This window comes from Mycoplasma leachii PG50, assembly GCF_000183365.1.
GTDB classification, from domain to species: Bacteria; Bacillota_I; Bacilli_A; order Mycoplasmatales; family Mycoplasmataceae; genus Mycoplasma; species Mycoplasma leachii.
This window is the reverse complement of sequence record NC_014751.1, coordinates 655,788-668,738: the sequence shown is the minus strand read 5'-3', so window position 1 is coordinate 668,738 and position 12,951 is coordinate 655,788. Positions and strand designations below refer to the sequence as shown.

The window sequence follows — 12,951 nt, the reverse complement described above, 5'->3', positions numbered from 1 at the left end:
ATGAAAAAAAATATCACTATTATTGGATCTAATGCTTATAGTATTGCTTTAGCTAATATTCTAGCTGATAATCATCATAATGTAATTATTTATTCTGGAAATGAATTAGATGTTAATAATATTAATTTTAATCATAGTTATAATATTTCAACTCAATTAAAAATTAATAATAAAATTGTTGCTACAACTGATTTAGTTGCTAGTTTAGAAAATGTTGAAATTTTAATTTTAACTAGTTTAAATAAACAACTACTTTCAACTATTAATCAAATTAAAAAGTATTTAAAAAATGAAATTATTTTAATTAGTACTATTAAAGGTTTTGATGAGAATAATTTAGATTTATTATCAAATTTAATTATTAATCAATTTAGTAAAACTAACTTATTAAAAGAATTTGTTTGTTTATATGGACCAAATAATCCTAGTCAAATTATTTTAAAAAAACCAACAACAGCTATGATCATTTCAAAAAACTTAAGTATTTGCAAACAGTTAGTTAAAATATTTTCAAATGAATATTTTTTATGTTATTGAAATAATGATTTGATTACAAGTGAATTAGTAGTTTATTTTAAAGATTTAATTAATCTTTCACTAGGTATTTTAGAAGGTCTTGGTGCTGAAAGTAATACTAAAGCTTCATTAATTACTATTGTTATTAATTTAATTTATCAAATAGCTAAAAACTATAATGCTAAATTAGAAACTTTTTTTAATTTTGCTACTTTAGCTACTTTAATAGAAAATATTTTAGATAAAAATAATAAATATTTTTTGTTAGGAATTGATATTGTTAAGTTAAAAAATATTACAAAAGCACTTGAAAAAAATAATTTAACAATAGATCAAATTCAAGTTGTTAGAATTGCTTATCTACTATGTGATAAATATGAAATTCATAATGAATTTATTAACACACTATATAGAATTTTATATAATAATATTAGACCAATAGCGCTTTTAAACCATTCATTTAAAGGTGTTTGACTGGTTTAAGTTGAAAAGTAGAAAAGAGAAGTAATTTAATATGACTAAAAAAGAATTAATTGAAGAAATCATTATTAATGAGAATATTTCTAAAGTTGATGCTGAAAAAGTTGTTAATAGAATCTTTCAAACAATTTCAAAACATTTAATTGAAGGAAAAGAAGTATCAGTTGCAGGATTTGGAAAATTTGTTATTTCTGAAAGATCATCTAGAGAAGGAGTTAACCCATCAACTGGTGAAAAAATAATTATTCCAGATTCTAGATCAGCGAGATTTAAACCAGCTAAACAACTTAAAGAATCATTAATGTAATAATTATAAAAAGGTTGCTTAGCAACCTTTTTATTAACATTTATAAAGGAAAATTTTATGATTTTTGAATTATTAGAAAAAGGAATTGTTTCTAAAAAAAAGTTATTATTAGAATATTATAAAAAACTAAATTTAACTGATAATCAAGCTTTAATTATTTTAATGATAATGTATTTAAACGATCAAACTAGAAAAATGACAACTCCTAATTTATTAGCTAATTATTTAAATTTATCTAGTGTTGAAATTGAAAATGAATTAGAATTATTAGCTGAAAAAGATTTAATTGAAATTAAAACAGATTTTATTGATTTTTCTAATTTGTTTAAAAAAATTACTCTACTTGTTAATGATTCTTTTTTAATAAAGCAATATAATCAATTTTTTATTAATTTTGAAAAGAATTTATTATTTGTTTTAACTAAAGATGAAAAACTAAAAATTATTAAGCTTTTACAAACAAATATTAAAGAAGAACAGTTATTACAAATTACTAATAAGAAAAAAATTTCTGATTTTAATTTTTTATTAAAAGAAATTGAAAAATATTTAAATTCAAATCAACTTATTTTATTTGATTGATTAAATGATTAAAGTGTTTAAGATAATCTAGTTTTAATTTATTTGTTAAAAATAATTCTTGACAATTTTTAGTTATTCAACTTCTAGGAATTGTTTTTTTATTATTTTTAATATATTCTATTAGTTTATTATAAGAAATAATATAAAAATCATCGTATTTTGAAAAATACAAAATAATAAATGCTAATCCTTTATTTTTACTAACTAAATTAAGTTTTTGTTGTTGATTTTTTCTAATAGCATTAAAATTAAACTCATCTTTTGATGTTTCTTTAGCATCAAATTCAAAATATAAACCATTATAAACTCCAATATAATCACAATTAAAATTATCTTTAAAAGTAGCGTTTGTAATGACTTTATTATTGATATTAATTAGATTAATATTTGTTGGAATTTTACTAACTACACATAAATTTTCATCTAGATATTTTTGATTAGTAATGTTTAAAATTGTTTCTAAATATTGACCTTTATTTTTTAATGGGTGCATATTTCCTCCTTATTATAGTATTAGAAAAAGATGTTATAATAATTATCAAAAAGGAGTCATATATGAAAAAGTTATTAGTTAACCAGATTCAAAATAAGAAATTTAACATAGCTTATAAAGGTTATAAAATTGAAGAAGTAAACGACTTTTTAGATGAAATTATTAAAGATTATGTTGTTTTAGAAAATCAGATTGCTAGTTTAAATGAACAATTAGATTTAGTTAATCAAAAACTAACAAAACTTAGTGCTGATAAGCAAAAAGTTGAAAATGAACTAGAACAATATGCTAAAAAGAATTGAAAACTAGTTAAAGATAACTTAAATGATATAGATCTCATTAAAAGAATAGCAAGAATTGAAAAAAATTTAGTTGGATATGAAGAAAAATTAAATAAAATTGATGAAATTTATAAATTATTAATAAGTAAATCAAGATAGAAATGATCAACCAAAATTTCTATCTTTTTTTATTTATTTTTTAGTTTTGTTAGATTTTTATCTCAAAATTATTAATTTACTATAATAAAAGTGGTATTAAAAATCAACTTAATACATATTTAGTAATAAGAAAAATAATTTATAAAAGGCTATAAAGATGAAAAAAATATTAACATTATTTAGCTCATTAGCAATGATTAGTACTACTGGTTTTTTAGTAGTAGCATGTAATAATACAAATAATAATCCTGTTAAATCAGAAGTTATTATCAATAACAAACAAGCTGTTATTGATTTATGAAATAAAGAATTTAAAAACAAATTAGATAGTGCTAAAAATACTAGCTTAATTGTTGAAATGCTTAAAGAAAAATTACCAAAACAAGTTAGTGATTCTATTGATTTAAATGGTAGTTTGTATGAAAAGACTGTTGAAAAATTAACTAAAGATGAAAATAATAAATTAAATCAAAAAGTTAAAGTTTTAGTAAATAAAGAGGTTATTGAATTAGAAGTTGGATCTGTTAAATATGGTCAACAATCAATAAAATATAAAACAAAAGACGGAAAGATTGTTGAAAAAAATAAAGACGAATGAGAAAAAATGGTTTGAAAAGATCCATCTAAAAAAAGACAAAAACAAGAAATAAGTGACATTGATGAAGTTATTCAAATGGGCTATTATGATGATGAAGGTGATAATTATTTAAAACCTAACGGAATAAATATTAATTACGTACAAGCATTTGAAATGCCAACAAATATTTCTAAAATAAGTGCACTTTTACCAAGAGAAGTTAATAGTTTAAGTAAAGTATTTAATCAAATCACATCTACAAATGTTGGTGGTATTGAAAAATGAGATGTTTCTAGAGTTTGTCAAATGAGTTTCTTATTTGATGGTGCTAAAAACTTTAATCACGATATTTCAAATTGAGATGTAAAAATTTTAAGAGATGCTAATTCAATGTTTGCTGATAATGCTAAATTTAATCAAAATTTAGGAAAATGAAAACCATATAATTTAGCATTTGCTAGAAAAATGTTTGCTAGAGCAAAAGTATTTAATCAAGATCTAAGTTCATGACAAACTTCTCATGTTTATAATATGGAACAAATGTTTGATGGAGCAGAAAAATTTAATTCTAATTTAGACAAGTGAGATACCTCTCATGTTCAAACAATGAAATCAATGTTTTCTGGTGCAAAAATGTTTAATGGAAACATTTCGTCTTGAAACACTTCAAAAGTTGAAGACATGACATCAATGTTTAGAAAAACTGGAGAGTTTAATCAAGATATTTCAAAATGAAAAACTAATAGTGTAAAAAAAATGAATTATATGTTTTCTGAAGCAAAAATGTTTAATCAAGACATTTCAAAATGAGATGTTTCTAATGTAGATGAAATGAACTTTATGTTTAATAAAGCCTCTAGTTTTGATCAAAATCTAAGTGAATGAAAGGTTAAAGAAAAAGTAAAACACAGTAGTTTTGCAACTGGCTCAAAAATAGAAAGTCAATCTTCAAAATTACCTAAATTTAAAGATTCAAGTTCATCCACTCCAACTCCAACTTCTACTCCTGCATCAACTCCAACATCAGCTAAATCTAAAATGAAATAAAATAATTTAATATAATTTTTATTAAAGTTCAAATAAATTTATTTGAACTTTTTATTTTCTATAATGAGATTTTTTTAAAATAGTATTGAGAATTAATTTGTATGAAAAAAATATTAATATTTTTAAATTCACTATTAGTAATTACTTTAACTAGTTTAGTTATTTCTTGTTATCAACTTGATACACAAACTCTAGAAATGTTAAGTACAAAAATCAAAGATGAACTAAATGAAGTTGATTTAAAAATTACTAATTTACAAAAAGAAAATAATAGTTTAGAATCTCAATTACAAGAATTAAAAAATATAGAAAAAATAAGTTATAAGTTTGAACCTTTTACTAGGTTATATGATAAAGCTAATGGTTATAGATATAAAGCAAGTAAAATAAACTTACCTATTAAAAATCAATACTTTAAAACAAAAATCCAATTGAATAAATTTAAAAATAATCAACAAGTCAAAGTACTTTTAAATGACATTCAAATTAAAGAAAATCAAATTTTAAATCAAGAAAAAATAAATTATCAACTAAAACAAAATATTGAAAATACAAAAGAAGATTTATCTAAGTTTTGAGGTTATGGAATTAATCCAGTTTATAACAAAAATCAGTTAATAAAAATTGGATATTTTCTAACTAGAGATTTTGAAATTCAAATAGAAAAAATTAAACCTGAAACAAATCAAGTACCAGATCATTTACCTAAAGAAATCACTTCATTAAAATTAGCATTCCAACAAAATATAAATTCAAAAATTAAAGGTATAGAAAATTGAAAAACAGATAATATTAAAAATATGAGTGAAATGTTTGAAAAGGCTAAAAACTTTAATCAAGATATTTCAAATTGAAATACTTCTAATGTAATTAAATTTAATTCAATATTTAACGAAGCTGAACAATTTAATCAGAATCTAAGTAGTTGAAAAACTAATAATGCAATCAATATGGATTCAATGTTTGTTGATGCTAAAAATTTTAATAATAATAATCAAAAACTAGTGTGAAATACTAAAAATGTAACTAATATGAGATCAATGTTTTTAGGTGCTAGTATGTTTAATCAAGACATTTCAAAATGAGATGTGTCTAATGTGACTGATATGAGTAATATGTTTTTTAGAGCAACTTCATTTAATCAAAATATTTCCAATTGAAATGTATTAAATGTAAACAATATGAGTAAAATGTTTTTTAATGCATCTAGTTTTGATCAAGATTTAAGTAAATGAAAAGTTAATAAAAATGTTGTTTTTGATGATTTTGCTTTTAGATCTAAAATAGATAATGATAATAAAAAACTTCCTAACTTTAATAATTAAAAATTAAATTTTATAAATTATTAATAAGTAAACTAAGATTGTTTATCTAGTGTTTTGTTTGATTTATGTTGTAAAATTAATAAGAGATTTTATTGGTCAATCGCTGTATTTGAAAAAGAATATAGAGGAAACTCCACGCTTACACAATCTGTGATGATTGTAGTGTTTATGCTAAATGAAAAAATAAATTTAGGCAGTAATTAATTACTGACGGCATAACTAACCTAAGGCTTTGCTATGGTAATGTTATAAAGTGCCACAGAGACGAATAAAGAGAAATCTTGAAATGGAACGCGGTAAACCCCATAAGTAAGAAACTCAAATTTTGGTAGAGGAATCTGATTAAGAGAATAAGAATCAAGATCAGAAGTTATTATTAACTAGATAGATGATTGACGCTAAAAAGTACAAAACGTGGGTTATAGATAAAATCTCATCATTTTTTTTAATAGATTGTGGTGATTTTATGAGTTTAAAAAAAATAGTTAAATTATTAATTAAAGCTAATTTAACAATTTCAACTTGTGAATCATTTACTGGTGGATTATTTAGTAATTTAATTACTAATATTAAAAATAGTTCAAAAATATTTTATGGGTCATTTGTTTGTTATCAAACTGTGTTTAAAGAAAATATTTTAAATATAGATAAACAAGTTATTAAAAAAGATGGTGTTATTTCTTTTGAGTGTGCAAAAGAAATGCTTATAAAAACTTATGAACTAACAAAAACAAATATTGTAGTTAGTTTTACTGGTAATGCTGGTCCTAATAGTATGGAAAATAAACCTGTAGGTTTAGCTTATATTGGTGTTTTTTATAATAATGATATTAAAGTTTTTGAATTTAAACCTAAATTTGTAGTATCTAGAAAGTTCTTTAAAAAAAGAGCTATTAAATTTATTGTAAAAAAAATTAAGCAAATGGTTCTTTTTTAATTTTTTTTCTAATACAAATATGAAAGGAAAAAAAGCTATGAGTACAGAAATACAAAAAATAGAAGATAATAATTTAAAAGAATCACAAATGTGAAATTCAAAAGAACTAAAAGAAGCTATTAAAGAAATTGAAAAAATGTTTGGTAAAGGTTCTATTATGGTTCTTGGTCAAAGTGATAATTTAAATGTTGAAACTTTTTCATCAGGTTCACTTTTATTAGATAATGCTTTAGGAATTGGTGGTTATCCTAAAGGAAGAATTATTGAAATTTATGGTCCTGAATCATCTGGAAAAACCACTTTATCACTACATGCTATTTGTGAAATTCAAAAATTAGGAGGAATTGCTGCTTTTATTGATGCAGAACATTCATTAGATCCAAAATATTGTCATAATTTAGGTATTGATACTAACAAATTATTAGTTAGTCAACCAGATAATGGTGAGCAAGCATTAGATATTTTAGAAATGTTAATTAATTCAAATAGTATTGATTTAATTATTGTTGATTCAGTAGCTGCTTTAGTACCAAAAACTGAATTAGAAGGTGAAATGAGTGATCAGTCAATTGGACTACAAGCAAGAATGATGTCAAAAGCTTTAAGAAAGTTAAATGGTTTAATTGCAAAATCTAATACAACTGTGATTTTTATTAATCAATTAAGAGAAAAAATTGGAGTTATTTTTGGAAATCCAGAAACTACAACAGGTGGTAAAGCTTTAAAGTTTTTTTCATCAATTAGACTAGAAGTTAGAAAATCAGAAAATATTCTTTCAAACTCAGAAATTATTGGTAATAAAATTAAAATAAAAATTGTTAAAAATAAAACTGCTATTCCTTTTAAAACTGCAACCATATCACTTTTATATAATAAAGGTATTGATAAAATTGGTGAATTAGTTGATTTATTAGTAAGTTATGAAATTGTTGAAAAATCTGGTGTTTGATATTCTTATCAAAATGAAAAAATAGGACAAGGAAAAACTAGTGTTATTCAGTGATTAAATGCTGATGAAAAAAGAACTAATGAATTAATACAACAAGTTAAAAAAATAATAGAACAAAAAGAATAATTTAAAGCACCAATGTGCTTTTTTGTTTGTAATTATTGTCAAAATTTCATTGCTTAGCTATTGTCAAAAATTTCTTTATTTTTTAAATGCTATAATAAATTAGTATTTAAAATTAATTGTAACTTTTAAGCAGAAAGAAAATAGATAACATGAATGATGACATAATTATATTACTCTCAGTTTTTTGTGGTATATTTTTTATTTGCTTTATTATTTGTAGTTCTATTGCTTTGTATTTATGAAAATCTAAATCAAGAAAGCGTCTTGTTGAACAATATACAAAAGAAGCTAAGCAAGCAAAAAAACAAATTTTAGCTAATGGATATAAAGAAATTAGTGAAGCAAAGATGCTTTTTTTAAAAAGAAGTGAATTAGAAAAAAACGAATTAGATAGAGTAAAAGAACAATTAGAACTAAGAAGTAATGATTTAAAAAGAAATCAAGAAAAAGTTGAGTCTAAATCACAAAGATTAGATGCTAGTTTATTAGATCTAGAAAAAAGAAAATTTTTATTAGATAAAAAAGAAGAATATTTAATCAAGATTTTAGAAGATGCTTCTGGTTTAACTAAATCCCAAGCAAAAGAATTATTAATAAAACAAGTAAAAAATAAATCAGAAAAAGAACTTATTTCTATTTTAAAAAATGCTGAATCACAAGCACATAGTAGTTCTAAAATGATTGCTAATAATATTATAATTTCAGCAATGGAAAGAATTAAAGTAGAACTTACAAGTCAAAGAACAACTAATATTGTTAAATTACCATCTGATGATCTTAAGAGTCGTATTATTGGTAAAGACGGTAGAAATATGAAAGCTTTTGAACAAATTGGTGGAGTTGATATTATTGTTGATGAAACACCAAACACTGTTGTAGTTTCTTCTTTTAATCCAATTAGAAGAGAAATAGCAACAAGAACATTAGAACAGTTAATTATTGATGGTAGAATCCAACCAATTAAAATTGAAAATGAATTAAAAAAACAAGAACAAGAATTAGAGTATATAATTCAAGAAACTGGCTTAAGTACTATTAAAGAGTTAAATATTAATGATATTGATATTGAATTAGTTAAATTAATTGGTAAATTAAAGTTTAGAACTAGTTATGGGCAAAATGTCTTAGCTCATTCTATTGAAGTTGCTAAACTATCTGGAGCTATTGCTTCTGAGTTAGGTTTAGATGTTGAAAAAGCAATTAGAGCAGGATTATTACATGATATTGGTAAAGCTATAGATTTTGAAAAGCAAGGTAGTCACGTTGTATTAGGTGCAGAAATTGCTAAAAAATATAATGAAGATCCAATTATTATAAATTGCATTGAATCTCATCATGAAGATAAAGAAAAAGAAAGTGAAATAGCTGCTATTGTTGCTATTGCTGATTCTATTTCAGCTTCTAGACCTGGAGCTAGATATAATGCAATTGATGAATTTATTTTAAGAATGACTGAAATTGAAAAGATTGGTAATTCCATTCCAGGAGTTGCTAAAACATATGCATTACAATCTGGTCGTCAAATTAGATTAATAGTTAATCCATTAGTTGCTTCTGATTTAGATTTAGCAATGATTTTAGAAAAAATGAAAGAAGAAATAAAAAATAAAGTAATTATTCCTGGTGAAATAACAATAACGGTAATAAGAGAAAGAAAAGAAACTGATGTTTTAAAATAAAATAGGTTTTAGTTAGAAAAGGAGTTAATATGGGATTTGGTGATTTTTTATCAAAAAGAATGCAAAAAAGCATTGAAAAAAATATGAAGAATTCTACTTTAAATGAAGAAAACATTAAAGAAACATTAAAAGAAATTAGATTATCTTTACTAGAAGCAGATGTTAATATTGAAGCAACTAAAGAAATTATTAATAATGTAAAACAAAAAGCTTTAGGTGGGTATATATTTGAAGGTGCTAATGCTCATCAGCAAATGATTAAAATTGTTCATGAAGAATTAGTTAATATTTTAGGAAAAGAAAATGCACCTTTAGAATTAAATAAAAAACCAAGTGTTGTTATGATGGTTGGATTACAAGGAAGTGGTAAAACTACTACTGCTAATAAACTTGCTTATTTATTAAATAAAAAAAATAAGAAAAAAGTTTTATTAGTTGGTTTAGATATTTATAGACCAGGAGCTATTGAACAACTAATTCAACTTGGACAAAAAACAAATACACAAGTATTTGAAAAAGGAAAACAAGATCCTATTTTAACTGCACAAGAAGCTTTAGAATATGCACAAGAAAATAATTTTGATGTTGTAATTTTAGATACAGCAGGAAGATTGCAAGTTGATCAAGTTTTAATGACTGAATTAGACAATTTAAAGAAAAAAACATCGCCAAGTGAAATTTTATTAGTTGTTGATGGAATGAGTGGTCAAGAAATTATTAATGTTACAAATGAGTTTAATAGTAAGTTAAAACTATCTGGAGTTGTTGTTACTAAATTAGATGGAGATGCTAGAGGTGGAGCTACTTTATCTATTAGTTATTTAACTAAACTACCTATTAAGTTTATCGGTGAAGGTGAAGGATATAATGCTTTAGCTGCTTTTTATCCAAAAAGAATGGCTGATAGATTAATGGGAATGGGTGATATTGAAACTTTATTTGAAAAAGCTGTAGAAAATATTGATGAACGTTCTATTCAAAAAACTATGAATCGAATGTTTTTAGGTCAATTTGATTTAGAAGATTTAAGAAATCAGTTAGCTCAAATTGCAAAAATGGGTAGTTTAAATAAGTTGATGAAAATGTTACCTATTAATAAAGTAAGCGAAACACAAATTCAAGATGCTCAAAGAAAATTAGCTGTATTTTCAATCTTAATGGATTCAATGACTTTAAAAGAAAGACGTGATCCAAGAGTTTTAAAAGCAATAAGTAGAAAAAATAGAATTATTAAAGGATCAGGAAGAACTGAAAAAGAATTTAATGAGTTAATAAACTCTTTTGAAAAAGGTAAAAAACAAGTTTTAGAAATAACTAAAATGATTAAAAGTGGAAGAATGCCAAATCTTTCTAAAGGCGGATTTAAATTTTAAAATCTATGAAAATCAAAATACTTTGTTTTGGTAAATTAGATAAAAAATTTTATATTGATGCTTTTAATGATTATTTTAAAAGATTAAAAAAATATGTAGATTTAGAAATTATTGAACTAAAAGAAGAAGTTAATGGTGAGTTAAATAAAATTAAAGATGAAAATTCTAACTTATTATTAAAAAAATTACAAAATTATAAAGATTTTGAAAAAGTAGTTCTTGATGTTAACTCAAGATTAATTTCAACTGAAAATTTAGTTGAAATTATAAAAACAAATCTTAATTATAAATCAGCAAAAATCTTATTTATTATAGGTCCTAGTGATGGATATTCAAAAAGTTTTTTAAATTCTTTTACCAATAAGTTTTCACTAGCTAAAATTACACTTCCACATCAGTTATGTAGAATTGTTTTAATAGAACAAATTTATAGAGTTTTTAAAATTATTAATAATGAAAAATATCACAAATAATTTTTAGGTGTTAAGTGCAATTACTTGACACCTTTTTTTAAAATTGTTATTATTATTAAGGTTTTAAAAATATATTATAGGAGGAAACAATGGTTAAATTAAGATTAAAAAGAATCGGTAAAAAGCAAGCACCATTTTATAGAATAGTAGCAGCTGACTCACGTGTTAATCGTAATGGACAATATATTGAATTAGTTGGAACATTCAATCCATTAAAAGATGAAGTTAAAATTGATAATGAATTAACTTTAAAATGATTAAATAATGGTGCTCAACCAACTGATACAGTAAGAAGTTTGCTTTCTAAACAAGGAATTTTAAAAGCTTTGCACGAATCTAAATTTTCTAAAAATACTCAAACTGAAAATAAAAAACCTGTATCTAAAAAAACTACTAAAAAAAGTAAAGATAATTAATTAGATTAAAATAATCAATGAATGCTAATCTTATTAAAATAGGTGTTATAGTCAATACTTTTTCTATTAAAGGACAGGTTAAAGTTATTTTAAATAGTGATATTGTGATTGATGATTTAAATAAAATCAATACCTTTTTTATAAAAACTAATGATAATTTTCAAGTTTTAAGAATACAAGAAATTAATTTAAATAAAAATTATTTAATTGTTAAGTTTTTAAATTTAAATAATATTAATGATGTTATTAAATTTAAAAACAAAGAAATATATTGTTTAAAAAATCAAAATATCACTCGGCTTGTATCATTAATTAACTTTAAGTTTACTAGTTTTAAAACAAATGGAATTATTATAGATTATATGAATAATAGTTATCAACAATTAATAAAAGTTAAATCAGAAGATCTTAAAGAGTTTTGAGTTCCTTTAGTTGATGTTTTTATAAAAGAAATTGATTATGAAAATCAAATGATAATAGCAAAAAATGTTGAAGGACTAAAATAACATGAAGTTTTCTATTATTACTTTATTTCCTAAAATTATTAACTCATATATAGAAGAATCAATTATAAAAAGAGCAATTAATAAGCAAGCTATTAAAATAGAAATTATTGACTTAAGAAACTTTTCTACACTTAGTCACAATCAAGTTGATGATTATCAATATGGTGGTGGTAGTGGAATGGTTTTAATGATTGAACCACTAATTAAAGCAATTGAATCAGTAAAAACAACAAAATCAATTGTTTTATTAACAACACCACAAGGAAAAACTTTAAATCAATCTATAGTAAAAACTTATGCTAATAATTATGAACATATTATTATTGTATGTGGTCATTATGAAGGATATGATGAAAGAGTTTTAGATTATATTGATGATGAAATATCAATTGGAGATTATGTAATAACTGGTGGAGAATTAGCTAGTTTGATTCTAGTTGATTCAATATCAAGGCTTTTACCAAATGTCATTAAACAAGAATCACATGAAAATGAAAGTTTTGAAAATAATTTATTAGATCATCCAGTTTATACTAAACCATATGAATTTAGAAATAAAAAAGTTCCAGATGTTTTATTAAGTGGTCATCATCAAAATATTAAAAAGTGAAGAGAAGAACAGCAAGTAATAAAAACACTTAAAAAAAGACCAGATTTAATTGATATAACTAAATTAAATAAACACCAATTAGAAATTTATAAAAAGATGAAAGGAGAACAATAGT

General features: G+C 22.7%; 15 protein-coding genes and 1 other RNA gene. 15 read left to right on the top strand and 1 reads right to left on the bottom strand.

Going from position 1 to position 12,951, the window contains the following annotated elements; genetic code table 4:
- From MSB_RS02835 to MSB_RS02825, 3 genes are read left to right on the top strand one after another with little or no spacing between them, the layout of a single operon-like run.
- A complete protein-coding gene (locus MSB_RS02835; protein WP_013447857.1) occupies positions 1-999 on the top strand; it encodes a glycerol-3-phosphate dehydrogenase in 999 nt (332 codons plus the stop codon).
- 31 nt (positions 1,000-1,030) lie between these two features.
- Entirely contained in the window at positions 1,031-1,303 is a 273-nt protein-coding gene (locus MSB_RS02830; protein WP_013447856.1) for an HU family DNA-binding protein, read from the top strand.
- Between the two features lie 57 nt (positions 1,304-1,360).
- Positions 1,361-1,897 (top strand): DnaD family protein, encoded by a 537-nt coding sequence (locus MSB_RS02825; protein ID WP_011166599.1) that lies wholly within the window; start codon positions 1,361-1,363, stop codon positions 1,895-1,897.
- Here MSB_RS02825 and MSB_RS02820 read toward each other — a convergent pair.
- Positions 1,869-2,378, bottom strand: a complete 510-nt coding sequence (locus tag MSB_RS02820; protein ID WP_013447855.1) for a Holliday junction resolvase RecU — start codon at positions 2,376-2,378, stop codon at positions 1,869-1,871. The two genes, MSB_RS02825 and MSB_RS02820, sit on opposite strands and share 29 nt — an antisense overlap.
- 62 nt (positions 2,379-2,440) lie before the next feature.
- Between MSB_RS02820 and MSB_RS02815 the strand changes: the two genes are divergently transcribed.
- The 12 genes from MSB_RS02815 (at position 2,441) to trmD (ending at position 12,950) form a co-directional block, all read left to right on the top strand.
- Positions 2,441-2,818 carry a DivIVA domain-containing protein gene (locus MSB_RS02815; protein WP_013447854.1) on the top strand — a complete coding sequence of 126 codons (378 nt, stop codon included), beginning with the start codon at positions 2,441-2,443 and terminating at the stop codon, positions 2,816-2,818.
- 157 nt (positions 2,819-2,975) lie between these two features.
- Positions 2,976-4,442 (top strand): BspA family leucine-rich repeat surface protein, encoded by a 1,467-nt coding sequence (locus MSB_RS02810; RefSeq protein WP_013447853.1) that lies wholly within the window; start codon positions 2,976-2,978, stop codon positions 4,440-4,442.
- Positions 4,443-4,543: 101 nt separating this feature from the next.
- Positions 4,544-5,767 carry a BspA family leucine-rich repeat surface protein gene (locus tag MSB_RS02805; RefSeq protein WP_013447852.1) on the top strand — a complete coding sequence of 408 codons (1,224 nt, stop codon included), beginning with the start codon at positions 4,544-4,546 and terminating at the stop codon, positions 5,765-5,767.
- Positions 5,768-5,855: 88 nt separating this feature from the next.
- An RNA gene (gene rnpB / locus MSB_RS04605) (RNase P RNA component class B) lies at positions 5,856-6,194 on the top strand.
- Between the two features lie 39 nt (positions 6,195-6,233).
- Positions 6,234-6,704 carry a CinA family protein gene (locus MSB_RS02800; RefSeq protein WP_013447851.1) on the top strand — a complete coding sequence of 157 codons (471 nt, stop codon included), beginning with the start codon at positions 6,234-6,236 and terminating at the stop codon, positions 6,702-6,704.
- Between the two features lie 37 nt (positions 6,705-6,741).
- The gene (gene recA, locus MSB_RS02795) at positions 6,742-7,779 is read left to right on the top strand and encodes a recombinase RecA (protein ID WP_011166605.1); all 1,038 of its coding nucleotides are present in this window, start codon (positions 6,742-6,744) and stop codon (positions 7,777-7,779) included.
- A gap of 149 nt (positions 7,780-7,928) precedes the next feature.
- Positions 7,929-9,458 (top strand): ribonuclease Y, encoded by a 1,530-nt coding sequence (gene rny / locus MSB_RS02790; RefSeq protein WP_013447850.1) that lies wholly within the window; start codon positions 7,929-7,931, stop codon positions 9,456-9,458.
- Between the two features lie 29 nt (positions 9,459-9,487).
- Positions 9,488-10,831, top strand: a complete 1,344-nt coding sequence (gene ffh, locus MSB_RS02785; protein WP_013447849.1) for a signal recognition particle protein — start codon at positions 9,488-9,490, stop codon at positions 10,829-10,831.
- A gap of 5 nt (positions 10,832-10,836) precedes the next feature.
- Positions 10,837-11,304 carry a 23S rRNA (pseudouridine(1915)-N(3))-methyltransferase RlmH gene (locus MSB_RS02780; RefSeq protein ID WP_011166608.1) on the top strand — a complete coding sequence of 156 codons (468 nt, stop codon included), beginning with the start codon at positions 10,837-10,839 and terminating at the stop codon, positions 11,302-11,304.
- Positions 11,305-11,393: 89 nt separating this feature from the next.
- Positions 11,394-11,720, top strand: coding sequence for a 30S ribosomal protein S16 (gene rpsP / locus MSB_RS02775; protein WP_013447848.1), 327 nt, complete (start codon positions 11,394-11,396; stop codon positions 11,718-11,720).
- A 17-nt stretch (positions 11,721-11,737) separates the two neighbouring features.
- A complete protein-coding gene (locus MSB_RS02770) occupies positions 11,738-12,226 on the top strand; it encodes a ribosome maturation factor RimM (RefSeq protein ID WP_013447847.1) in 489 nt (162 codons plus the stop codon).
- 1 nt (position 12,227) lies between these two features.
- On the top strand, positions 12,228-12,950 hold the full coding sequence (gene trmD, locus MSB_RS02765; RefSeq protein WP_013447846.1) for a tRNA (guanosine(37)-N1)-methyltransferase TrmD: 723 nt from the start codon (positions 12,228-12,230) through the stop codon (positions 12,948-12,950).
- The last annotated feature ends 1 nt before the right edge of the window (position 12,951 follow it).